The 20,070-nt window shown below is 54.4% G+C and carries 20 protein-coding genes; 9 read left to right on the forward strand and 11 right to left on the reverse strand.

Going from position 1 to position 20,070, the window contains the following annotated elements; genetic code table 11:
- Positions 1 to 58 precede the first annotated feature (58 nt).
- Positions 59 to 1,486 (reverse strand): PLP-dependent aminotransferase family protein, encoded by a 1,428-nt coding sequence (locus tag PGQ95_RS03755; protein ID WP_348854127.1) that lies wholly within the window; start codon positions 1,484 to 1,486, stop codon positions 59 to 61.
- Positions 1,487 to 1,573: 87 nt separating this feature from the next.
- Here PGQ95_RS03755 and PGQ95_RS03760 point away from each other — a divergent pair, with 87 nt between their 5' ends.
- Together PGQ95_RS03760 and PGQ95_RS03765 are read left to right on the forward strand one after the other, a co-directional pair.
- Positions 1,574 to 2,188, forward strand: coding sequence for a YczE/YyaS/YitT family protein (locus tag PGQ95_RS03760; protein WP_348854128.1), 615 nt, complete (start codon positions 1,574 to 1,576; stop codon positions 2,186 to 2,188).
- Between the two features lie 88 nt (positions 2,189 to 2,276).
- Complete coding sequence (locus tag PGQ95_RS03765) at positions 2,277 to 2,630, forward strand: DUF1428 domain-containing protein (RefSeq protein WP_015367925.1); 354 nt, start codon at positions 2,277 to 2,279, stop codon at positions 2,628 to 2,630.
- 40 nt (positions 2,631 to 2,670) lie between these two features.
- On the opposite strand, the gene PGQ95_RS03770 is transcribed toward PGQ95_RS03765, so the two are convergent.
- Complete coding sequence (locus tag PGQ95_RS03770; protein WP_348854129.1) at positions 2,671 to 4,230, reverse strand: EAL domain-containing protein; 1,560 nt, start codon at positions 4,228 to 4,230, stop codon at positions 2,671 to 2,673.
- Between the two features lie 222 nt (positions 4,231 to 4,452).
- Here PGQ95_RS03770 and PGQ95_RS03775 point away from each other — a divergent pair, with 222 nt between their 5' ends.
- Positions 4,453 to 4,713, forward strand: a complete 261-nt coding sequence (locus PGQ95_RS03775; RefSeq protein WP_015367923.1) for a type B 50S ribosomal protein L31 — start codon at positions 4,453 to 4,455, stop codon at positions 4,711 to 4,713.
- Between the two features lie 2 nt (positions 4,714 to 4,715).
- Positions 4,716 to 4,856 carry a type B 50S ribosomal protein L36 gene (gene ykgO / locus PGQ95_RS03780; RefSeq protein WP_003859006.1) on the forward strand — a complete coding sequence of 47 codons (141 nt, stop codon included), beginning with the start codon at positions 4,716 to 4,718 and terminating at the stop codon, positions 4,854 to 4,856.
- On the opposite strand, the gene PGQ95_RS03785 is transcribed toward ykgO, so the two are convergent.
- A complete protein-coding gene (locus PGQ95_RS03785; protein ID WP_087860360.1) occupies positions 4,853 to 5,563 on the reverse strand; it encodes a GNAT family N-acetyltransferase in 711 nt (236 codons plus the stop codon). The two genes, ykgO and PGQ95_RS03785, sit on opposite strands and share 4 nt — an antisense overlap.
- Before the next feature lie 102 nt (positions 5,564 to 5,665).
- Here PGQ95_RS03785 and PGQ95_RS03790 point away from each other — a divergent pair, with 102 nt between their 5' ends.
- Positions 5,666 to 7,120 carry a PLP-dependent aminotransferase family protein gene (locus PGQ95_RS03790; protein WP_395226829.1) on the forward strand — a complete coding sequence of 485 codons (1,455 nt, stop codon included), beginning with the start codon at positions 5,666 to 5,668 and terminating at the stop codon, positions 7,118 to 7,120.
- On the opposite strand, the gene PGQ95_RS03795 is transcribed toward PGQ95_RS03790, so the two are convergent.
- From PGQ95_RS03795 to acrA, 6 genes are all read right to left on the reverse strand, one after another.
- A complete protein-coding gene (locus PGQ95_RS03795; protein ID WP_087860358.1) occupies positions 7,095 to 7,559 on the reverse strand; it encodes a YlaC family protein in 465 nt (154 codons plus the stop codon). The two genes, PGQ95_RS03790 and PGQ95_RS03795, sit on opposite strands and share 26 nt — an antisense overlap.
- 128 nt (positions 7,560 to 7,687) lie before the next feature.
- Entirely contained in the window at positions 7,688 to 8,248 is a 561-nt protein-coding gene (gene maa, locus PGQ95_RS03800; RefSeq protein WP_213317116.1) for a maltose O-acetyltransferase, read from the reverse strand.
- A gap of 131 nt (positions 8,249 to 8,379) precedes the next feature.
- Positions 8,380 to 8,598, reverse strand: coding sequence for an HHA domain-containing protein (locus tag PGQ95_RS03805; RefSeq protein ID WP_015367918.1), 219 nt, complete (start codon positions 8,596 to 8,598; stop codon positions 8,380 to 8,382).
- A gap of 26 nt (positions 8,599 to 8,624) precedes the next feature.
- Positions 8,625 to 8,999, reverse strand: a complete 375-nt coding sequence (tomB, locus tag PGQ95_RS03810) for an Hha toxicity modulator TomB (protein ID WP_015367917.1) — start codon at positions 8,997 to 8,999, stop codon at positions 8,625 to 8,627.
- Between the two features lie 471 nt (positions 9,000 to 9,470).
- On the reverse strand, positions 9,471 to 12,617 hold the full coding sequence (acrB, locus tag PGQ95_RS03815) for a multidrug efflux RND transporter permease subunit AcrB (protein WP_015704610.1): 3,147 nt from the start codon (positions 12,615 to 12,617) through the stop codon (positions 9,471 to 9,473).
- Between the two features lie 22 nt (positions 12,618 to 12,639).
- A complete protein-coding gene (gene acrA / locus PGQ95_RS03820) occupies positions 12,640 to 13,839 on the reverse strand; it encodes a multidrug efflux RND transporter periplasmic adaptor subunit AcrA (protein WP_087860356.1) in 1,200 nt (399 codons plus the stop codon).
- A gap of 141 nt (positions 13,840 to 13,980) precedes the next feature.
- Between acrA and acrR the strand changes: the two genes are divergently transcribed.
- Positions 13,981 to 14,631: a multidrug efflux transporter transcriptional repressor AcrR gene (gene acrR, locus PGQ95_RS03825; RefSeq protein ID WP_045393528.1), complete on the forward strand. Its 651-nt coding sequence runs from the start codon at positions 13,981 to 13,983 to the stop codon at positions 14,629 to 14,631.
- Positions 14,632 to 14,760: 129 nt separating this feature from the next.
- Positions 14,761 to 18,105 (forward strand): mechanosensitive channel MscK, encoded by a 3,345-nt coding sequence (gene mscK / locus PGQ95_RS03830; protein WP_087860355.1) that lies wholly within the window; start codon positions 14,761 to 14,763, stop codon positions 18,103 to 18,105.
- A gap of 37 nt (positions 18,106 to 18,142) precedes the next feature.
- Here the strand turns inward: mscK and rsmS are convergent, their stop codons facing one another.
- Positions 18,143 to 18,316, reverse strand: coding sequence for a pleiotropic regulatory protein RsmS (rsmS, locus tag PGQ95_RS03835; protein WP_430916990.1), 174 nt, complete (start codon positions 18,314 to 18,316; stop codon positions 18,143 to 18,145).
- A 12-nt stretch (positions 18,317 to 18,328) separates the two neighbouring features.
- Positions 18,329 to 18,856 carry a primosomal replication protein N'' gene (gene priC, locus PGQ95_RS03840; RefSeq protein WP_087860354.1) on the reverse strand — a complete coding sequence of 176 codons (528 nt, stop codon included), beginning with the start codon at positions 18,854 to 18,856 and terminating at the stop codon, positions 18,329 to 18,331.
- A 69-nt stretch (positions 18,857 to 18,925) separates the two neighbouring features.
- Here priC and PGQ95_RS03845 point away from each other — a divergent pair, with 69 nt between their 5' ends.
- Positions 18,926 to 19,303: a DUF454 family protein gene (locus PGQ95_RS03845; protein WP_015704615.1), complete on the forward strand. Its 378-nt coding sequence runs from the start codon at positions 18,926 to 18,928 to the stop codon at positions 19,301 to 19,303.
- 150 nt (positions 19,304 to 19,453) lie between these two features.
- Complete coding sequence (gene apt / locus PGQ95_RS03850; RefSeq protein WP_047076200.1) at positions 19,454 to 20,005, forward strand: adenine phosphoribosyltransferase; 552 nt, start codon at positions 19,454 to 19,456, stop codon at positions 20,003 to 20,005.
- The last annotated feature ends 65 nt before the right edge of the window (positions 20,006 to 20,070 follow it).

The following is a 20,070-nucleotide window of genomic DNA, read 5'->3' on the forward strand; positions in this document are numbered from 1 at the left end:
TCATATTCATCATGGATGGTGGTTTTTGACGGGCTGATCGCAGCCCGTCGATATTTTATTATATAATTTTACGTGTTCTCGCCATTTCTTTCTGTTGCGTAAGAGTTTGCCACAGCGGTTGTAAAATGCTGAAGGCGTTGCGCAATTCCATATCTGGTAGCGTGAAAGGCAAACGTAAATAACGGTCGAAGGCACCTTCCAGACCGAATCGCGTACCGGTGCCAATATGAATGCCGGCATTCTCAGCGCGCACCGAGAACTGCGTTGCCAACATCTCCGGCAGCTCCACCCAAAACGATAGCCCGCCCTCGGGGACGGAAAAGCGCCAGTGGGGAAAATATTCCGCCATCAACGCAGCGCACATATCACGACGCGCGGCCAGCATTGCCCGCCGTTGCGGCAACAGTGTTTGTTCGTTCTCCAGTAGCCAACAACAAGCCAGCTGTTCCAGCAGCGGCGAACCGAGATCGAGCGTATCCCGCGCCTGGATGAGCGAGGCAATAGTCCGCGCCGGGGCGCGGATCCAGCCAATTCGCAGTCCTCCCCAGAACGTTTTACCCGCTGAACCAATAGTGATTATTGGCGCTTCCGGATTGAAAGCCGCCAGCGGCGCCGGCGGCGGGGCGTTGTACCATAAATCGACCATCGTTTCGTCGGCGACCAGCGTCGTTCGCGTGCTGGCGGCCAAATCGGCGACGCGTTGCCGGGTTTCGCTATCCATGCAGCGACCGGTGGGATTATGAAAATCCGGCATCATAAAGGCCAGCCGCGGCGAAGTTTGCGCAATGGTCGCCGCCAGGCCGTCGCAGTCCCAGCCCTTTTCCGGTAAGGCGACGCCTACCGGTCGGCAGGAGGCGCCGCGAATAGCGTTAATCGCCATCGGGTAAGAGGGCGCGTCAACCACCACCCGGTCGCCAGGCCCGGTTAACAGACGCAGTACCAGGGCAAATCCGCTCAGCGCGCCATTCACAATCATCACTTCATCCGCCTGCGTCGGCAGGCCGCGTTCGCTATAGCGGCGGGCAATGACTGCGCGCAAATCGACTAACCCCTGCTGATCGTACCCGGTATAGGACAAATACTGCGGCATCAGCGTCAGCGCGTGGCTGTAGGCTTGATGAATCTCCGGTCCGGCGCTGAGGGCGGCGGTGGCGAGATTGACCGATGGCGCCGAAAGCGTCTGCTCGCCGGGAAGTAGCGGACCGGCAGGTAGCGCAATGCGTGAACCACTCCCCTGGCGACTTTGCAGATAGCCTTCTTCTCGCAATAACCCCAGCGCGCTGGCGATAGTGGTGCGGCTAACATTTAGCGCCGTCGCCAGTTCTCGTTCGCCGGGCAGACGGGTCTCCAGCGCCAGCCGTCCATCGAGGATCAACAGACGCAGCGCTTCCGCCAGCTGCCGCCACAGCGGCGCGCGCGAGGAAGGGGACTGCCAGTTGCCGAGCAGGCGTACCAGTGATTGTGTTCCAAAACGACGTACTGACATAGCGATCCACTTTTAAAAAACTGGCCATTAATTACCAATCCATTTTTGCTGATGATGGGGGCATTCGCAATACATACTGAGGTGTTTATGGTCCGTCGCTTGCTACAACTTTATATTGGTCTGGTTCTCTATGGCGTGTCGACGGCGTTATTCGTCCATGCCAACCTCGGGGCCGATCCGTGGGATGTGTTTCATCTGGGGGTGGCGAAACAGCTTAATATCAGTTTCGGCACGGTGATTATTGTGACCGGCGCCGCGGTGCTGCTGCTGTGGATCCCGCTGCGTCAGATGCCGGGTCTCGGTACCATTAGCAATGTCATCGTGCTTGGCCTTGCTGCCGATGCCACACTCGCGGTACTTCCGCCGCTGGAATCGCTGCCCGCGCGTAGTCTGCTGCTAGCCGGCGCGGTAGTGATGAATGCGATAGCAACCGGGATGTATATCGGCGCCGGTTTTGGTCCCGGGCCGCGTGATGGCCTGATGACCGGATTGCATGCGCGAACCGGTTGGTCTTTGCGTGGTATCCGTACCGCCATCGAAGTCTCGGTGCTGCTAATTGGCTGGCTGCTGGGTGGCAAAGTAGGGGTCGGCACCGTGGTTTACGCCTTTGCTATCGGCCCGCTGATCCAGCTGTTTTTACCCTGGTTCCGTCAACCGCGGCTAGTCAGCGCGGCGGCGAAAAGCCGGGAGCTGGCGTCCTGAAATCGCCGTTCGCGATAGCAGCGACTAAACTTATCACTCAGACGCCGACGGATATGCCGCCGGCGCTGTTCACTTCGGAGACTCACTCATGAAGTATGTTGATGGTTTTGTCGTTGCCGTCCCTGCGGAAAATAAGGAGGCATACCGCGAACTGGCAGCAAAATCGGCGCCGCTATTTAAAGAGTTTGGCGCCACGCGCGTGGTGGAGTGTTGGTCGGATGATGTCCCGGAAGGGAAGCTGACGGATTTCCGCATGTCGGTTAAAGCGCAGGCGGATGAGGAAGTGGTTTTCAGTTGGATCGAGTACCCGTCTAAGGAGATCAGGGATGCGGCCAATGCGAAAATGATGAGCGACCCGCGGATCAAAGCGCTTAGCGATAGCTTGCCTTTTGACGGCAAGCGTATGATCTTCGGTGGGTTTGCGCCGATTCTTGACGAGTAAATCCGGCGGCGCGACTGGTTGCCAGCGCGCCGCACATGAATTAATGCGCTTTAATATTATGTTCCGCCCACTGAACAAATTCCTCTTTCGGTAGCGCCTTACAATACAGCCAGCCTTGCGCGTAATTGACGCCATGCGCGCGCAGCCAGTCGCGCTGAGCGGGCGTTTCCACCCCTTCGGCGACAATCGCCAGATTCAGCGCCTTCGCCATCTCAATGATATGCGGCGTCAGCGGCTTATATTCCAGCGTATCGACAAATGACTTGTCGATCTTCAGCGTATCCACATCCAGCGTCTGCAGGTAGCTGAGGCTGGAATAGCCGGTGCCGAAATCATCGATCGAGATCCTGTGTCCCGCCTGGCGATAGCCAATAATTACCGGCAGGGTGGTTTGCGGATCGACAAAACCGCGTTCGGTAAGCTCAAGAGGAATCTGTTCCGGATTGACTCCCCAGCGCGCCAGCTGCTCCTTGAGTAGCGTGGGTAACGTAGGCGAGCGCAGGTCATCAACCGACAGATTTATGGAGACATGCATCTGCGGATGTTGGCGCAGCCAGGGGCCGAGGTCGGCGAAGATTTTGCGCACAATATCTTCGGTCAACCGGGTGATAAGCCCGGTTTGCTCAGCCAGTGGGATAAAGATATCGGGTGATAAAAAAGTGCCATCCGGCTGCTGCCAGCGGGCCAGCGCTTCTGCGCCGGCGATTTTGCCATCTTCCAGCGAGACTATCGGCTGATAGTAAACCTGGATGGCATCGGATTGCAGCGCATCCAGCATGCCATAACGTGGCGAACGTAATCTGCGCAGCAGGCGTAGAAGTAAAAAAGAGGTCAACAGGCTGGTAAAGAGCCCTATCGGCAGCCATAACAGCAGCTGCTGGCGAAGGCGCGCATCCAGGGGCTGCGTGGACGACCAACTTGCGACGCCAAGACCCAGTTCCGGGATAATATGCACGCGATAGACGGTGTCATTCAGCGTTAGCGTCTCGCTATGGAGGTTTTTAATTCGCGCCCAAACCGCGGGATCGAGAGGTTGGCTGCTGATCACCACCCGATCGTGCTCAGTGCCGAATAATATCGTATGGATCTTTTCCTGGCCGCTGGCAATAACATCAATAAATGATATCGGGTCGATCATCACAATATGATTTTTGTTGCCGAAGGCGGTCATGCGATGTTGCAGGCCGAGGTCATTGATCGAGGTAAGCCAGGTACTGTAGCCGTCGGCGGTCACGTGATCGGGTTGTGGGAATGTCACTGAAACCCGATGATCTTCAAGTGATGAGCACATCGGTACCGAATTACGCAACCATAGTACCTCCTGCACGTAGCGATGGGTGTAGGCAATGCGGCGCATATTCAGCAAATGTTCTGGTGAACAGGCGGTGGCGCTGTGAGCATCGGCTTCTTGTAACGCTTCTTTGGCCTGAGTGGCGACCTGTTCCACGCGCATCACAATACGCTTTGAGTAGTGGTCGAGCTCGCTATAAAACTGCGCCTGCGCCTGACGCATTGCCAGCCAGATGCTTAGGGCGATGGGGAGTACGATAGCGAGAATAAGCACCCCTGTAACCAGACTCATTAAATGGCGAGTCGTCATGGGTATGTCCTTATTTTAACGGGGATTGCACAGAGTATACGCGAAAGCGGAAAAAAGACTCGGATCGCGAATACCGCGATTTGGAGGGGAGGGGGCCGCAAATCATCGTCCATTGAGGCTCCGCGTGGTGCTCGTTGAAGCCGCTAATTTCGTATGGTTGATCTTTAGCTATGAACGGTGTACCTTAATTGTTATGTTATAACATATTGATTGAGGTTCGCCATGAAAGCTAATATTCATCCGCACTACCGTACCGTCGTTTTCCACGATACGAGCGTGAACGAGTACTTCAAAGTGGGATCCACCATTAAAACCGAGCGTGAGATTGAACTGGATGGCGTGACCTATCCGTATGTCACCTTAGATGTTTCGTCTAAATCCCATCCGTATTACACCGGTAAGCAGAAAACGCATGCCACCGAAGGTAGCGCCGCCCGTTTCCGTCAGCGCTTCGGTGGTTTTATTGATGCCAAAAGGAGCTAAATATGCAGGTACTGAACTCATTGCGTAGCGCTAAACAGCGCCACCCGGATTGCCAGATAGTGAAACGCAAAGGGCGGTTGTACGTTATCTGCAAAAGTAACCCGCGCTTTAAAGCGGTGCAGGGGCGTAAAAAACGGCGTTAATTCGTAGGCTTGCGAAAGCTCTCCAGCGTGCGATATTGCTGGCCGTTGGCATCAAAATTACCGGCGGCCAGCCACTGACGCATTGCGCTATCCACCTGCGGCCACTCGCTATCAATAATGGAAAACCAGTCGGTATCGCGATTGTGGCCTTTTATCACCAGCGCTTGTCGAAAGCGCCCCTCGAACTGAAAGCCTAAGCGCAGCGCCGCGCGCCGCGATGGTTCATTCAGGCTATTGCATTTCCACTCATAGCGGCGGTAGCCGAGCGACTCAAAGACATAACGCATCAGCAGCCACTGTGCTTCGGTGGCCATTGCTTTGCGGCTTAGCAGCGGCGAAAAGTGAACATGGCCGACTTCAACGACGCCGTTTTTGGCGTCAATACGCATCAGTGCTAGCGATCCGACCGGTTGCCCACTGCGTTCATCAATCACCGCGAAGTGAAGCGGATCGTTTAGCTCGCTGATGCTGGCAATCCAGGCGCTGAACTCGGCAACGCTGTTTTCCGGTTCACGCAAAAGCCAGGTCCAGGCGCGGGTATCAGGCGCCTGTCGATAGGCGTTGAACAGCGCTTGCGCGTGTTTGACGGCAAGCGGTTCCAGGCGGCATGACTGTCCTTGTAAGGTCTGGCGCTGCGGCCATGGGCGTGGCTGCCAGTCAGGTAAAGCGTCGCCAACGAGTTGGTTAAATTGGTTGTATTGCGTCATCGGTCAAGTCCTGTTTGCGGGAAGAGTCCTGAGATTAAACGTCTGCTGGTTCCATAAAAAGGGCCATAAGGGTATCTTTTCATGGTGCCACGAGGAGCCATGATGAATATTCCGGACGATGCTTTTTTTACCCTGCTGACGCGTGGGATACAGCAGCGGGGAGACGCGACGCTACAGCGCGCGCTCTATCAGGCGCTGCGCGAGGCCATTTTACAGGGCGAGCTACTCAGTCATAGCCGGTTGCCGGGGGCGCGCGTTATTGCTCAGCGTGCTGGCGTATCGCGCAATACCGTAAACAGCGCGCTGGAACAGCTGGCGATAGAGGGATATCTGATCCGCAGTCGTCAGGGGACGTATGTCGCGGCGCTCAATACGCTGGTGGAAAGCGAACCGACGCCGCCAAAGGTTGTGTTACCTGAGCGCTTGCGCGCATTACCGCTGCCGGGGCGACGGGATTCGCCGGCACTGTTGTTGACTACCGGCATGCCCGCGGTGAACTACTTCCCGCTGGCTATCTGGCGCCGTTTGCTCGATCGGGTGCTGCGCGAGGACGGCAGCACGATTCTTGGGTATGGGGAGGCGGCCGGTGAACCGGCGCTGCGCGAGGCGATTGCCCGTCATCTGACCTTATCCCGGGGCATTCGCTGCACAGCGCGGCAAATTGTGATCACTGAAGGCGCGCTGGAGGGGGTTAATCTTTGCACGCATCTGCTGAGCGAGGCGGGGGATACCGCCTGGGTCGAAGAGCCCGGTTATTTCGGCGCCAAAAGCGTGTTTATTAAAGCCGGTCTGCAAATAAAGGGAATTGCGGTTGATAGCGATGGCATGCGGCCAGATACCGCGGAAGAGCAGGCGCCGAGGCTTATTTTTACCTCTCCTTCGCACCAGTATCCGAGCGGGGCGGTGATGAGCGCCGGGCGCCGTCTGGCGTTGCTGGAGTATGCCCGCCAGCATGATGCGTGGATTATTGAAGATGACTATGACAGTGAGTTTCGCTACAGCGGCGAACCCATTCAGGCGATGCTCGGCATGGTGGCGCAGGCGCCGGTGGTTTACCTTGGTACCTTCAGTAAAACGCTCTTCCCGTCACTTAGGATAGGATTTGCAGTAATGCCTCCGGCGCTGGCCGAGGCGGCGCAGGAGGCGATCGGCGCGCTGTTGCGCGGCGGCCATCGGCTGGAGCAGCGTGCGCTGGCGCTGTTCATCGAAGAGGGGCATTATGCGCGCCATCTGGCTTCAATGCGCCGGTTGTATCGTCGGCGTCAGCAGCTGTTACGCGAGGCGGTCGCAAGCGAATTCGCGCTGGCGAATGAGATTTGGGGCGGAGAGGGCGGGCTGCATTTAACCGTCGCCATTGATGGCATCGACGATGTGCAAATTGTCGAGCAGGCGCGACGTTATCAAATGGCGCCAGCGGCGCTAAGCCGCTTTTATCTTAACCAGCAGACCGCGCGTAGCGGCCTGGTGTTGGGATATGGTAATACGTCAGCGGCGCATTTCGTACCGGCGCTGCGGACGTTGAACCGGCTAATCAAGCAGCAACGCGGGTCAAGGTGAAAACATCGTAGAACGAGAGTTCACCTTTCGTGGCGATCATTTTCTGCAGTTGGGCTTTCTGCTCATGAGCGACCTGCGGCGATTGCAGAATACCGTCAATCAGCTGCTCAGGGACGAAACGGGTGTTATACCATTCGCCGTTATAACAGACGCGAAAATCGAGCACGTCGATATCTTCATAACGGTAACGCGGGTAGACGTCAAAGAAGAAAAAGCCGTTCAACAGAACAAACAGGACGACCAGCAGCCATACGGAATCAACCAGCGTCTCAGAGCGCAGCATGACGACGAGAGTGGCCAAAAAGGCGGCGTACATGGCGACAAATAGCCACGGGTGATTGCGAATAAAACTGATACTAAAACGCGGGCGATTATCGCGTTTTTCTTTTTCGTTCAGTTCCTCAATGGTGTTGGTTAGCAGGCGCTGTATTTCTGTCATTTTAATCCCCGAATTCTTCGTAGAGCCCGGCATTTCAGGCTCTACGGCTCAGTTTGGCAGTTATTTTATGTTGCCGGAGACTGGGGTTAAAGTAACAGATCAGTTACAGAAAAGCATAACAGTTACTATTATTCGGTTAATAGCTGCTTGATGATTTTTGCAGGATTACCGCCGACCACCGCATTGGCCGGCACATCTTTCACCACCACGGCGCCGGATGCGATAACCGCGTTGTCGCCGATTGTTACGCCGGGATTGATAACCGCCCGGCCGCCAATCCACACGTTATGGCCGATAACCACCGGTTTTCCGTACTCAATACCGCTATTGCGTTCCGTCGGATCCAGTGGATGGGTGGCGGTATAGATATGCACGCCCGGCGCCAGCATACAGTTATCGCCAATCCGGATCGGGCAAACATCGAGCATCACGCAGTCAAAGTTAGCGTAAAAATTGGCGCCGAGGCTGATGTTATAGCCGTAATCGCAGCGGAAAGTGGGTTCAATATAGGCGTCGGTCGCCTTGCCAAAAAGTTCAGCCAGCAGCGTGGCGCGTATTTCGCGTTCATCCGGCACAGAGTGATTGTAACGGTGCAGTACCTGCCTGGCGTGCAGGCGGTCTGCTTTTAAGGTGGCGTCTCCAGCCAGATACGGCTCGCCGGCGATCATTTTCCTTTTCTCTTCGCTCATGGTCTTCTCCTGGTTAAAGAAGAAACAGTATAAAGCGAAACCGGTTTCATATGCAGCAATACGGGACTCAGACGTTTAATATTCTGATCAATCCCTGTTGAGGTGCTGTTGTATTAATGACAGAAAATGAACTAGCGGATAAATTTCCATACTGAAGTTGGGATTTTGTCGTATAGCTTATTCATGGTCAATTCAGCAAGACGATGATCGGCTGCTGAGTAAAATACCGCCAATTCATTGTCGGAAAGTTCATATTTATTCTTTTCAATTACGCGCTCCAGCGTATCAATTGTCTGACAGCGGCGTAAACGCATCAAATAGTCTGTTTTAGTTAATGGTTTACCAGACATCATTTCACCTTTTGAATGTAATAATTCTAACAAGAAAGACTTGCCGGGTTCTCCCGGCTGGCGTTGACAAAGCATCGGAATAGGCGATTGCCTGATTTGCGCCATTTTTGGAGATCGCTTGTGTTTATGCCATAACTACTGAACAGCATAAAAGTGTCATCCAGGTATTCGTCAAGCTGAGAAATCAGCTTATTATCCTCAGCATACTTAATTTTATAATTAAGCGCGTAAGTTGCTATGTGCTCGATCAATTCATTTAATTGAAGATTCACCGCCGAAGTAGGGTCGTTAACCCAGCCGCGGTTGCTCTCTTCCAGGTTTGCAAGGCAGTCATGATACAGGGTTTCGCAGAGAAATCTAAGCTGCGCGATATCATGTCTTTTTGGCGAGTACTCGTCCATAACACATCCCCTTGTAAGTGGTTTAAACGACGACTAACAAACACCGTTGTGGGATGAAGACCAGGCTCAAACATTGTAATCCTGTGATTTAACTATAATCCAGTCTCAAAAACATTTCACCGTGCTATTACGAAAAATTACAATAAATACGGTTAATTTATCTTAAAAAAACAGATCCTATTATACGGATTCCTTTTATGTTTGGCGAAACTGGAACGTCAGCCTTATATATCATCAGTTTATCTGATTGACGCCTGCCTGCAGCGAGAGGTTGTCGGGAAGTTGTTGGTGATTAAGAATATTCTGAATAAAGCCTGATGGTGAAGCCGATAACGGAAATCTTAATAAAGATAGAACAACGTTCATCAATGTATATTATATGTCAGAACGTAAAATAAACAATAACAATGTGTGCGTTTAAATACCCCTAAAGAAAAAGGGCCGCAAACGCGGCCCTTAGCTTAAGCAAGATTAATGATGCTCAACCGGATGGTTATGCTCAATATCTTCAGTTTTCTTACTGAAGCGGCGACGAACCACCACGAAGAATACCGGCACGAAGAAGATCGCCAGAACCGTCGCGGTCACCATCCCGCCCATTACGCCGGTACCGACGGCGTTCTGCGCGCCGGAACCTGCGCCTGAGCTGATAACCAGCGGCATTACCCCGAGGATAAACGCCAGAGAAGTCATCAGGATTGGGCGCAGACGCATACGTACCGCTTCCAGCGTCGCTTCAATCAGGCCTTTGCCTTCTTTTTCCATCAGGTCTTTGGCGAATTCAACGATAAGTATCGCGTTCTTCGCCGACAGGCCGATGGTCGTCAGCAGGCCGACCTGGAAGTAAACGTCGTTAGTCAGCCCGCGGAAGGTTGCCGCTAACAGCGCGCCAACAACACCCAACGGTACCACCAGCATGACGGAGAACGGAATCGACCAGCTCTCGTACAACGCCGCCAGACACAGGAAGACGACGATAAGCGAGATAGCGTACAGCGCCGGGGCCTGGTTGCCTGACAGGCGTTCCTGATAGGACATACCGGTCCAGTCGTAGCCGACGCCAGAAGGCAGTTTGCTTGCCAGCTGTTCCATCATCGCCATCGCTTCACCCGTACTGCGGCCCGGGGCTGCCTGACCGAGGATTTCCATCGATGGCAGACCGTTGTAACGCTCCAGACGCGGTGAACCATATTCCCAGTGGGAAGTGGAGAAGGCGGAGAACGGCACCATTTGGCCATCGCTGCCGCGGACATACCAGTTGCCGATATCTTCTGGCAGCATACGGTATTTCGCTTCAGACATGACGTACACTTTCTTCACACGACCGCGGTCGATGAAGTCGTTGACGTAGCTGCCGCCCCACGCTGCGCCGAGGGTGGTGTTAATGTCGCTAATTGAAACACCCAGCGCCTGCGCTTTTTCCTGATCGATATCGATCTTGAACTGCGGCGTATCTTCCAGGCCGTTAGGACGCACGCCGACCAGCAGATCGGGATGCTGCGCGACCATACCAAACAGCTGGTTACGCGCCTGAGTTAATTTCTCATGCCCTAAACCACCCTGATCGATAAGCTGGAAGTCAAAGCCGGTAGCGGTACCCAGTTCGACGATCGCCGGCAGGTTAAAGGCGAAGACCATCGCATCTTTAATCTGCGAGAAACGGGCCATCGCGCGGCCGGTAATCGCTTCAACTTTGTTTTCTGAACCCGGGCGTTCGCTCCAGTCTTTTAACGACACGAAGGCGATACCGGTGTTCTGACCGCGACCTGCAAAACCAAAACCGTTAACCGCGAACACCGATTCAACGTTGTTCTTCTCTTTGGTCAGGTAGTAGTCAGTCATCTCGTCGAGGACTTTCTGCGTACGTTCCTGACTCGCGCCCGCCGGAAGCTGCGCCATACTCAAGAACACGCCCTGGTCTTCGTCCGGCAAGAAGGAGCTTGGCAGACGAACGAACAGGTAGGCCATACCGACGACGATAATCAGATACAGCACCAGGTAACGACCGGTACTACGCAGAATGTTGCCTACGCTGTCGGTGTAGTGGTGCGTGCTCTTATCGAACATGCGGTTAAACCAGCCAAAGAAGCCTTTGTGCTCGCCATGGCCGCCTTTCTGAATCGGTTTCAGCATGGTGGCGCACAGCGCTGGCGTCAGAATCAGCGCTACCAGTACCGACAGCGCCATCGCGGAAACGATAGTGATCGAGAACTGGCGATAAATCGCGCCGGTTGAACCGCCAAAGAAGGCCATCGGGATAAATACCGCAGACAGCACCATCGCGATACCGACCAGCGCGCCCTGAATCTGACCCATCGACTTACGGGTCGCTTCTTTCGGCGGCAATCCTTCCTCCGCCATCACGCGCTCGACGTTTTCTACTACCACGATGGCGTCATCCACCAGCAAGCCGATGGCCAGCACCATCCCGAACATCGTCAGGGTGTTTATCGAGAAGCCAAACACCGCCAGGATGGCGAATGTCCCAAGCAATACCACCGGTACTGCAATGGTCGGGATCAGCGTGGCGCGGAAGTTCTGCAGGAACAGATACATGACCAGGAACACCAGGATGATCGCTTCCACCAGCGTTTTTACCACTTCATGAATAGAGATTTTCACGAACGGGGTAGTATCGTACGGGTAGACGATTTTCAGGCCTGACGGGAAGTACGGTTCCATCTTCGCCAGCTCGGCACGGATGGCGTTGGCGGTATCCAGGGCGTTAGCGCCGGTGGCCAGTTTAATCCCCAGACCGGAAGCCGGTTGGCCGTTAAACTTCGCGATGATGTCGTAGTTTTCGCCGCCGAGCTCAACTTTCGCCACGTCGCGCAGACGAACCTGTGAACCATCCTGATTGACTTTCAGCAGAATCTTACTGAATTCATCAGCGGAAGTCAGACGCGTCTGGGCGATGATCGAGGCGTTCAACTGCTGGCCTTTCACCGGCGGCGTACCGCCTAACTGACCTGCCGCGACCTGGGCGTTCTGCGCTTTAATGGCGTTGATGACATCTACCGGAGTCAACTGGAAGTTGTTTAGCTTCGTCGGGTCCATCCAGATACGCATCGCGTACTGGGAACCGAACAGCTGAACGTCGCCGACGCCGGAGGTACGGCTGATGGCATCCTTCATATTGGCGCCCACGTAGTCGGAAATATCCTCCTGCGTCATGGTGCCGTTAGTGTTGATAACCCCGACAACCATCAGGAAGCTACTGGAGGATTTCTCCACGCTCACGCCCTGTTGTTGTACTTCCTGCGGCAGCAGCGGCATCGCCAGCTGCAGCTTATTCTGCACCTGTACCTGGGCGATATCTGCGTCAGTACCGGACTGGAAGGTAAGGGTGATCTGCACCGTACCGGTGGAGTCACTGTTTGAGGACATGTACATCAGGTTATCGATACCGTTCATGTTCTGTTCGATAACCTGTGTCACGGTATCCTGCACCGTTTTCGCATCAGCCCCCGGGTAGGTGGCCGAGATCGTCACTGCTGGCGGCGCAATCGTTGGATATTGCGCCACGGGGAGTTTCATAATTGAAAGCCCCCCGGCCAACATGATGATTATGGCGATCACCCATGCAAATATGGGGCGATCGATAAAGAAATTAGGCATGTCTTAACGGCTCCTGTTTAAGTTAAGACTTGGTTTGTTCAGACTGAGCGTTCGCGTTGCCGGCGGTTTGCTGTTGGTTGTCTGAAGCTACTTCCTGCGCTTTTACCTGTACGCCTGGTTTGACTTTTTGCAGGCCAGCGACGATCACGCGATCGCCTGATTTCAGACCCTCGGTCACTAACCACTTATCGCCGATAGCCTGAGTTGCGGTGACCTGGCGAACTTCAACTTTGTCGCCTTCGCCGACCACCATTACGCTGGCATCGCCGCGCGGGGTACGGGTAACGCCCTGTTGTGGAACCAGCAGCGCATCCGGGTTAATACCTTCTTCCAGACGTGCGCGGACGAACATCCCTGGCAGCAGAGTGTGGTCCGGGTTCGGGAAGATAGCGCGCAGCGTGATAGAACCGGTGGTCTGGTCAACGGTAACATCGGAGAATTCCAGCGTACCCTCTTGCGGGTACTTCAGGCCGTCATTGGTGACCAGTTCGACTTTGGCCTTACCGTTTTCCTGCTTCAGTTTACCGTTCGCCAGTTCCTGTTTCAGACGCAGGAAATCGTTGCTCGATTGGGTAACGTCAACATAGATAGGATCCAACTGCTGAACGGTAGCCAGCGCGGTGGTTTGCCCGTTTTGCACCAGCGCGCCTTCGGTGACCGTAGATTTACCGATGCGTCCGCTGATTGGCGAAGTCACTTTAGTATAAGCCAGATTGATACGCGCAGTTTCAACAGCAGCCTTGGCGGCAACGACGGCGGCGTTGCTTTGCTGAGCATCGGCAACGGCTGAATCATATTCTTGTTGGCTGATGTATTTGGTACCAACCAGTTTCTGGTAGCGTTTAACCGTCAACTGAGCGATGTTTGCGGCGGCCTGGGCTTTCGCTAAGTCGCCTTTGGCGCTTTCATAGCTTGCCTGATAGGTTGCCGGATCGATCTGATAAAGAGACACCCCCGCCTGAATATCGCTGCCTTCAGTGAAGTTACGTTTCAGAATAATGCCACTTACCTGAGGACGGACTTCTGCGACACGATAAGCATTGGTACGACCAGGAAGTTCAGTGGTGATTTGTAGAGGTGCGGATTTGAGCGTGACAATACCGACTTCCGGCATTTGCTGGGCTCCTTGTTGAGCCGGTTTATCGTCACATCCTGTTAGCGCTAAGCTGCCTGAGAGCATCAGAACGACCGCCAGAGGCGTTAACCCTCTGTTTTTGTTCATATGTAAACCTCGAGTGTCCAATTTCAAATTTTCAGTGGCTCAAACGTCCACAAACCCACTTCAGTCTTTCTATTATGGTCATGCTATGGTACATACATTCACAAATGTATGTAAACGCAACCTCTGTAAAGTCATCAACCTATGGCACGAAAAACCAAACAACAGGCACTTGAAACCCGGCAACTGATTCTTGACGTTGCCCTGCGTTTGTTTTCGCAGCAAGGCGTATCATCTACCTCGTTGGCCGCGATTGCAAAAGCTGCCGGAGTGACCAGGGGCGCGATTTACTGGCATTTCAAAAACAAATCCGATCTGTTTAATGAAATATGGAGTCTCTCTGACGCCAGCATTAGCGATCTCGAAGTTGAGTATCGGGCAAAATTCCCTAACGATCCACTGTCAGTTGTTCGCGAAATACTGGTCTATATCCTCGAAGCGACGGTAGTAGAGGAACGTAGACGCCTGATGATGGAAATCATCTTCCATAAATGCGAATTTGTCGGAGAAATGGCCGTTGTCCAACAAGCACAGCGCAGTTTATGGCTTGAAAGCTACGATCGTATTGAGCAAACATTAAAAGAGTGTATCACTGCTCAACAATTACCTGCGAATTTACTCACTCGCCGTGCGGCAATTCTGATGCGCAGTTATCTTTCCGGATTAATGGAAAATTGGCTCTTTGCGCCCGAGACCTTTAATCTCCATGCGGAAGCCCGCGCTTATGTAGACACGCTCATTGAGATGTACCAAACCTGTCCATCGTTGCGTAGCCCGTCTGCAATTGTGGCCTGACGACCAGCAGTAAATAAAGGTAAATTTTACTTATCTCTGCCGCTATTCGTGTGCAGGGAGAAGTGCTATTCTGCGCGCTGCGACGACCCCCGGTATTCTCCGGCATTTGCAACCATTCATGTTAATACTATGCAGCATACAAATCGTTGGCCTCATGCTATTTCCACCATTGTCTTTGCACTGGTCCTTATAGTTGGCACTCTGAGCTTCAGCCAGGTTCAGGCTGCAGATTTACCTGACCGTTCTGACATTCAAAGCCAGCTCACTACGCTAAATAAGCAAAAAGAACTCACGCCGCAGGAAAAATTAGTTCAGCAGGACCTGACTCAGACTTTAGAAACGCTCGATAAGATTGAACGTATAAAGTCTGAAACCGTTCAACTGCGTCAGCAGGTTGAACAGGCGCCGGCGAAAATGCGTCAGGCGGTAGACAGTCTGAATGCGCTGAGCGACGTTCCTGATGATGAAGTCACCCGTAAAACTCTGAGCACGTTGTCGCTGCGACAGCTTGAGTCGCGCGTGTCCCAGGCGCTCGACGATCTGCAAAGCGCGCAGAACGATCTGGCGACCTACAACAGCCAATTAGTTTCGCTGCAGACTCAGCCGGAGCGCGTGCAGAACGCGATGTATTCTGCCTCTCAGCAATTACAGCAAATTCGTAACCGCCTCAACGGCACTGCGCCGGGCGAAGAGACGTTGCGCCCGACGCAGCAGGGGTTGCTGCTGGCGCAGCAGGCGTTGCTGAATGCGGAGATCGAACAGCAGCGTAAGAGCCTGGAAGGCAATACCGTTCTGCAGGATACGCTGCAGAAACAGCGCGACTACGTCACCGCCCACAGCAACCGGCTGGAACATCAGCTACAGCTCTTACAGGAAGCGGTGAACAGCAAGCGGCTGACGCTCACCGAGAAAACCGCTCAGGAAGCGGTCTCGCCGGAGGAGACTACGCGGATCCAAAATAATCCGCTGGTTAAGCAGGAGCTTGATGTCAACCACCAGCTCAGCGAAAAGCTGATTCAGGCGACCGAAAACGGCAACCAGCTGGTGCAGCGTAATATCAGAGTCAAAAACTGGCTCGACCGCGCGCTGCAGTCCGAACGCGATATCAAAGAGCAGATTTCCGTATTGAAAGGCAGCCTGCTGCTGTCGCGTATCCTTTATCAGCAGCAGCAAACGTTGCCATCAGCGGATGAGCTGCAGGATATGACCAACCGCATCGCCGACCTACGCCTGGAGCAGTTTGAAGTTAACCAGCAGCGCGATGCGTTATTCCAGAGCGATGCCTTCGTGGCAAAACTGGAAGAGGGCCATAGCAGCGAAGTCACGCCGGAGGTTCACGCCGCCCTGTTGGAGGTTGTGGACATGCGCCGTGAATTGCTCGACCAGTTTAACAAACAGCTGGGGAACCAGCTGATGATGGCCATCAACCTGCAGATTAACCAGCAGCAGTTGATGAGCGTCTCCAGCAATCTGAAATCAATTCTGACCCAGCAGATTTTCTGGGTGAACAGCAATAAGCCGATGGATTGGGAGTGGATTAAATCCTTCCCGGAAGCGCTGAAAGGCCAGTTCAAATCGATGAAAATCACCGTCAACTGGGAAAAAGCCTGGCCGGCGGTGTTTATCGCGTTCCTTGCCGGGCTGCCGCTGCTGCTGATTGCCGGTCTCATCCGCTGGCGCCTGCAGTGGCTGCGTGATTACCAGGCGAAGCTGGCCTCTCAGGTAGGTCAGTTACGCAACGATACCCAGCTCAACACGCCAAAAGCGATCCTGATTGATTTGATCAGAGCGCTGCCGGTGGTGCTGCTCATCCTCGCCGTCGGGCTTATCCTGCTGACCATGCAGCTGAATGTCAGCAACCTGCTGTGGGCTTACAGTAAGAAGCTGGCGATGTTCTGGCTGGTGTTCGGCCTGTGCTGGAAGGTACTGGAAAAAGACGGCGTGGCGGTGAAGCATTTCAATATGCCCGCGCAGCTAACCAGCCACTGGCGACGGCAGATCGTCCGCGTCAGCCTGGCGCTGCTGCCGCTGAATTTCTGGTCGGTTGTTTCTGAGCTCTCTCCGCTTAATTTGATGGACGATGTACTGGGGCAGTTTGTTATCTTCGTCAACCTGCTGCTGATTGCGGTGCTGGTGTGGCCGATGTGCCGCGAAAGCTGGCGTGACAAAGAGTCGCACAGCCTACGCCTGCTGACGGTGACCGTGCTGTCGATTGTACCCGTCGCGCTGATGGTCCTCACGGCGACCGGTTACTTCTATACCACGCTGCGTCTGGCTGGCCGCTGGATTGAGACCGTCTATCTGGTAATGATGTGGAACCTGCTGTACCAGACCGTGCTGCGCGGCCTGAGCGTAGCGGCGCGACGTATTGCCTGGCGCCGGGCGCTGGCGCGTCGCCAGCATCTGGTGAAAGAAGGGGCGGAAGGCGCTGAACCGCAGGAAGAGCCAACGATCGCGCTCGAACAGGTTAACCAGCAAACGCTGCGTATCACCATGCTGGTGATGGTGGCGCTGTTCGCGGTGCTGTTCTGGGCGATTTGGTCCGATCTGATAACCGTGTTCGCCTATCTCGACAGCATTACGCTCTGGCACTACAACGGCACTGAAGCCGGGGCCAGCGTGGTGAAAAGCGTGACCATGGGCAGCCTGCTGTTTGCGATTGTTGCCTCGATGGTCGCCTGGGCGCTGATCCGTAACTTACCGGGCCTGCTGGAAGTGCTGGTGCTGTCGCGTCTTAATATGCGCCAGGGCGCTTCCTATGCGATAACGACGATCCTCAACTACGCGATTATCGCCATCGGCGCGATGACGGTATTCGGCTCGTTAGGCGTGTCGTGGGATAAATTGCAGTGGCTGGCCGCGGCGCTGTCGGTTGGTTTAGGTTTTGGCTTACAGGAGATCTTCGGTAACTTCGTCTCCGGCCTGATCATTCTCTTCGAACGCCCGGTGCGTATCGGCGATACGGTCACTATCGGTACCTTCTCAGGCACCGTCAGTAAGATCCGTATCCGCGCGACGACCATCACCGATTTCGATCGCAAAGAGGTGATTATTCCGAACAAGGCCTTCGTGACGGAACGGCTGATCAACTGGTCGCTCTCCGATACCATCACCCGCGTGGTGATCCGCCTGGGCGTGGCTTATGGATCCGATCTCGATAAAGTTAAAGAAGTGCTGCTGCAGGCGGCGCATGAACATCCGAAAGTGATGCAGGAACCGGCGCCGTCGGTCTTCTTTACCACCTTCGGCGCCAGCACGCTGGATCATGAACTGCGCCTCTACGTGCGTGAACTGCGCGATCGCAGCTACGCGGTGGACGAACTTAACCGCTCGATCGATCGCCTGTGCCGTGAAAACAATATCGATATTGCCTTCAACCAGCTGGAAGTTCATCTGCGTAACGAGAAGGGAGATGAAGTGACGGAAGTGAAGCGCGATAATAAAGGGGATGATACGGCGCCAGGCGTCGCATAATCGCTAATCGGGGTGGCATATGCCGCCCCGATTCGTTTTATTCTTCTGACAAAGGCGCGTCAGGTTGGGCATTTTCCAGTTTGTTTTCATAGTCGCGCTTAATAATATCCAACGCTCCCAGCACCGTTTTTGCGCTGACCCGGTTTTCCTCCAGCAACATGATTAAATCGACGGCCAGTTTGACCTCGTCCGGTGCATTTTCCAGCGACATAATCCTCTCCTGTTAGCGCGTTAAACGCGCCAGTACGTTTTCAATTTTTTCCAGCGCATCGCGACAGCGGGCCAGGCGCCCGGCATAGGCCTCGACCTCTTTCGTTAGCCGTTGCTGTTCAGCAAGGGTTGTTGCCGACGCCAGCTGACGTTGACGATCGTTGCGCATCGCCAACAGGCGGCGCTCATACTCCTGGTGCTGCAGGCGGCGGCGTTGCCAGCGGTTTAGCGTCGGCGAGGCGCTGTCCCATTGGCGTAACGACCAGGTCGCCGTCTCACGGCTAATGGCGGCAATTTGCGCCACCAGCCGCTCGGCGAGCCAGGCGACCTGGGGCAGATGCTGATGCTCAACGGCATGCTGGAGTTCGGCGAGATTGTGCCGCGCTTCGTCGAGATATGCCTGCATCTGCGTGTCGCGGGTACGGAACAGCTGGCGGTCGAAACGCGGGCTCAGCGTAGCGTGGCTGGACAGCGGCGCCACCTGAAGCGCCAGCTCGGCCAGCTGATTTTTCAGCGTTTGTAAAAGCCGGGTTGTTTTCAAATAACTCCTCCATTCCCTACTCAGCAACTGTGCTACAGTAGCGACATCTGCTTGATAACGATTCGCATTATGCCACGTATTATTTTAATCATCATTGGCTGGCTGGCGGTAGTGCTGGGGACGCTGGGCGTCTTCTTACCGCTGTTACCGACAACGCCATTTATCCTGCTCGCCGCGTGGTGTTTTGCCCGCTCGTCGCCGCGCTTTCACCACTGGCTTTTGTATCGCTCGTGGTTTGGCGGCTATCTTCGCCACTGGCAGCAATACCGGGCGATGCCGCCGGGGGCCAAGCCGCGAGCCATTATCATGATTTTACTGACCTTTGCCATTTCTCTGTGGCTGGTTAAGCTTATGTGGGTGCGCATCCTGTTGCTGGCAATCCTCGCCTGCCTGCTGATATTTATGTGGCGCATTCCGGTGGTTGACGCAAAGCAACAAAAGCACTGATGCGCAATAATGCCTGTTGCAATTGTTGGCGACAGCCAGTAAATTCTGGCGTTTTCGAGCGCGGGTAAGCCTGGTCAAAGGTTAAACAAATGTTTCTTTGGCCCATTTTGCACGCCCGTGGGTAACACCGTTTCAATCAGGCATACACTTATGACCGCAACTGCACAGCAGCTTGAATATCTGAAAAACAGCATCCAAAGCGTCCAGGATTATCCGAAACCGGGCATCCTTTTCCGCGATGTCACCAGCTTGCTGGAAGACCCTAAAGCCTATGCGCTTAGCATTGAACTGCTAACCGAGCGTTATAAAGACGCCGGCATCACCAAAGTGGTGGGGACCGAAGCGCGTGGTTTTCTGTTCGGCGCCCCGGTTGCGTTGGCGCTGGGCGTTGGCTTTGTTCCGGTTCGTAAGCCGCGCAAGTTGCCGCGCGAAACCATCGCCGAAAGCTATGAGCTTGAATATGGCACCGATCAGCTGGAAATCCACGTTGATGCCATCAAAAAAGGCGATAAAGTGCTGGTCGTTGATGACCTGCTGGCGACCGGCGGCACCATTGACGCCACCGTGAAGCTGATTCGTCGCCTGGGCGGCGAAGTTCACGATGCCGCTTTTATTATCAATCTTTTCGATCTGGGCGGCGAACAGCGCCTGGAAAAACTGGGCATCAATTGCTTTAGCCTGGTGCCTTTCCCGGGCCACTAAGCAAATCCCGACACATAGCCTCGCCGATCCGGCGGGGCTGTGATAGCATTACCCCCTCGTGAATT

Source organism: Klebsiella sp. 141240, assembly GCF_050600805.1.
Classification (GTDB): Bacteria; Pseudomonadota; Gammaproteobacteria; order Enterobacterales; family Enterobacteriaceae; genus Klebsiella; species Klebsiella aerogenes.

What these genes read in the sequence shown, in the direction of transcription:
- PGQ95_RS03805 (WP_015367918.1), bottom strand. Translation starts at nt 8,598, where the DNA reads ATGTCTGGTAAACCATTAACTAAAACAGACTATTTGATGCGTTTACGC.
- acrB (WP_015704610.1), bottom strand. Translation starts at nt 12,617, where the DNA reads ATGCCTAATTTCTTTATCGATCGCCCCATATTTGCATGGGTGATCGCC.
- acrR (WP_045393528.1), top strand. Translation starts at nt 13,981, where the DNA reads ATGGCACGAAAAACCAAACAACAGGCACTTGAAACCCGGCAACTGATT.
- mscK (WP_087860355.1), top strand. Translation starts at nt 14,761, where the DNA reads ATGCAGCATACAAATCGTTGGCCTCATGCTATTTCCACCATTGTCTTT.
- rsmS (WP_430916990.1), bottom strand. Translation starts at nt 18,316, where the DNA reads ATGTCGCTGGAAAATGCACCGGACGAGGTCAAACTGGCCGTCGATTTA.
- PGQ95_RS03845 (WP_015704615.1), top strand. Translation starts at nt 18,926, where the DNA reads ATGCCACGTATTATTTTAATCATCATTGGCTGGCTGGCGGTAGTGCTG.
- PGQ95_RS03775 (WP_015367923.1), top strand. Translation starts at nt 4,453, where the DNA reads ATGAAAGCTAATATTCATCCGCACTACCGTACCGTCGTTTTCCACGAT.
- PGQ95_RS03785 (WP_087860360.1), bottom strand. Translation starts at nt 5,563, where the DNA reads ATGACGCAATACAACCAATTTAACCAACTCGTTGGCGACGCTTTACCT.
- tomB (WP_015367917.1), bottom strand. Translation starts at nt 8,999, where the DNA reads ATGGACGAGTACTCGCCAAAAAGACATGATATCGCGCAGCTTAGATTT.
- maa (WP_213317116.1), bottom strand. Translation starts at nt 8,248, where the DNA reads ATGAGCGAAGAGAAAAGGAAAATGATCGCCGGCGAGCCGTATCTGGCT.
- apt (WP_047076200.1), top strand. Translation starts at nt 19,454, where the DNA reads ATGACCGCAACTGCACAGCAGCTTGAATATCTGAAAAACAGCATCCAA.
- PGQ95_RS03770 (WP_348854129.1), bottom strand. Translation starts at nt 4,230, where the DNA reads ATGACGACTCGCCATTTAATGAGTCTGGTTACAGGGGTGCTTATTCTC.
- PGQ95_RS03795 (WP_087860358.1), bottom strand. Translation starts at nt 7,559, where the DNA reads ATGACAGAAATACAGCGCCTGCTAACCAACACCATTGAGGAACTGAAC.
- PGQ95_RS03755 (WP_348854127.1), bottom strand. Translation starts at nt 1,486, where the DNA reads ATGTCAGTACGTCGTTTTGGAACACAATCACTGGTACGCCTGCTCGGC.
- acrA (WP_087860356.1), bottom strand. Translation starts at nt 13,839, where the DNA reads ATGAACAAAAACAGAGGGTTAACGCCTCTGGCGGTCGTTCTGATGCTC.
- ykgO (WP_003859006.1), top strand. Translation starts at nt 4,716, where the DNA reads ATGCAGGTACTGAACTCATTGCGTAGCGCTAAACAGCGCCACCCGGAT.
- PGQ95_RS03790 (WP_395226829.1), top strand. Translation starts at nt 5,666, where the DNA reads ATGAATATTCCGGACGATGCTTTTTTTACCCTGCTGACGCGTGGGATA.
- PGQ95_RS03765 (WP_015367925.1), top strand. Translation starts at nt 2,277, where the DNA reads ATGAAGTATGTTGATGGTTTTGTCGTTGCCGTCCCTGCGGAAAATAAG.
- PGQ95_RS03760 (WP_348854128.1), top strand. Translation starts at nt 1,574, where the DNA reads ATGGTCCGTCGCTTGCTACAACTTTATATTGGTCTGGTTCTCTATGGC.